Below are 399 nucleotides of genomic sequence, written 5' to 3'. Positions count from 1 at the left end.
ACGGCACCAACGATGCCGCCATCCTGTCGGCCGATGTGCGCAACCTGACCGAGACCAACTCGGCCACCGACATCTCGAGCTCCGGCACGCTGACCATCTCCGATGTCGACAGCCCGGCGACCTTCGTCGCCCAGGCCGCGACCGTTGGAACCTATGGCTCGTTCTCCATCGACAGCGCCGGCGCCTGGACCTACACGGCAAGCTCGGCCCACAACGAGTTCGCCGCCGGCACCACCTACACCGACACCTTCGATGTCGTCAGCGCCGACGGCACCCACACCTCGGTGACCATCAACATCGACGGCACCAACGATGCCGCCATCCTGTCGGCCGATGTGCGCAACCTGACCGAGACCAACTCGGCCACCGACATCTCGAGCTCCGGCACGCTGACCATCT

The 399-nt window shown here is 65.7% G+C and carries 1 protein-coding gene; it reads left to right on the top strand.

Annotation, left to right across the window (positions count from 1 at the left end):
* The coding region (locus EN857_RS33430) for a VCBS domain-containing protein (protein ID WP_135897681.1) at positions 1-399 on the top strand (399 nt) is incomplete at both ends.

The sequence above is a fragment of the Mesorhizobium sp. M4B.F.Ca.ET.214.01.1.1 genome (assembly GCF_004791545.1).
In the GTDB taxonomy this organism is placed as follows: domain Bacteria; phylum Pseudomonadota; class Alphaproteobacteria; order Rhizobiales; family Rhizobiaceae; genus Mesorhizobium; species Mesorhizobium abyssinicae.
This window is presented reverse-complemented; position numbering and strand designations above follow the sequence as displayed.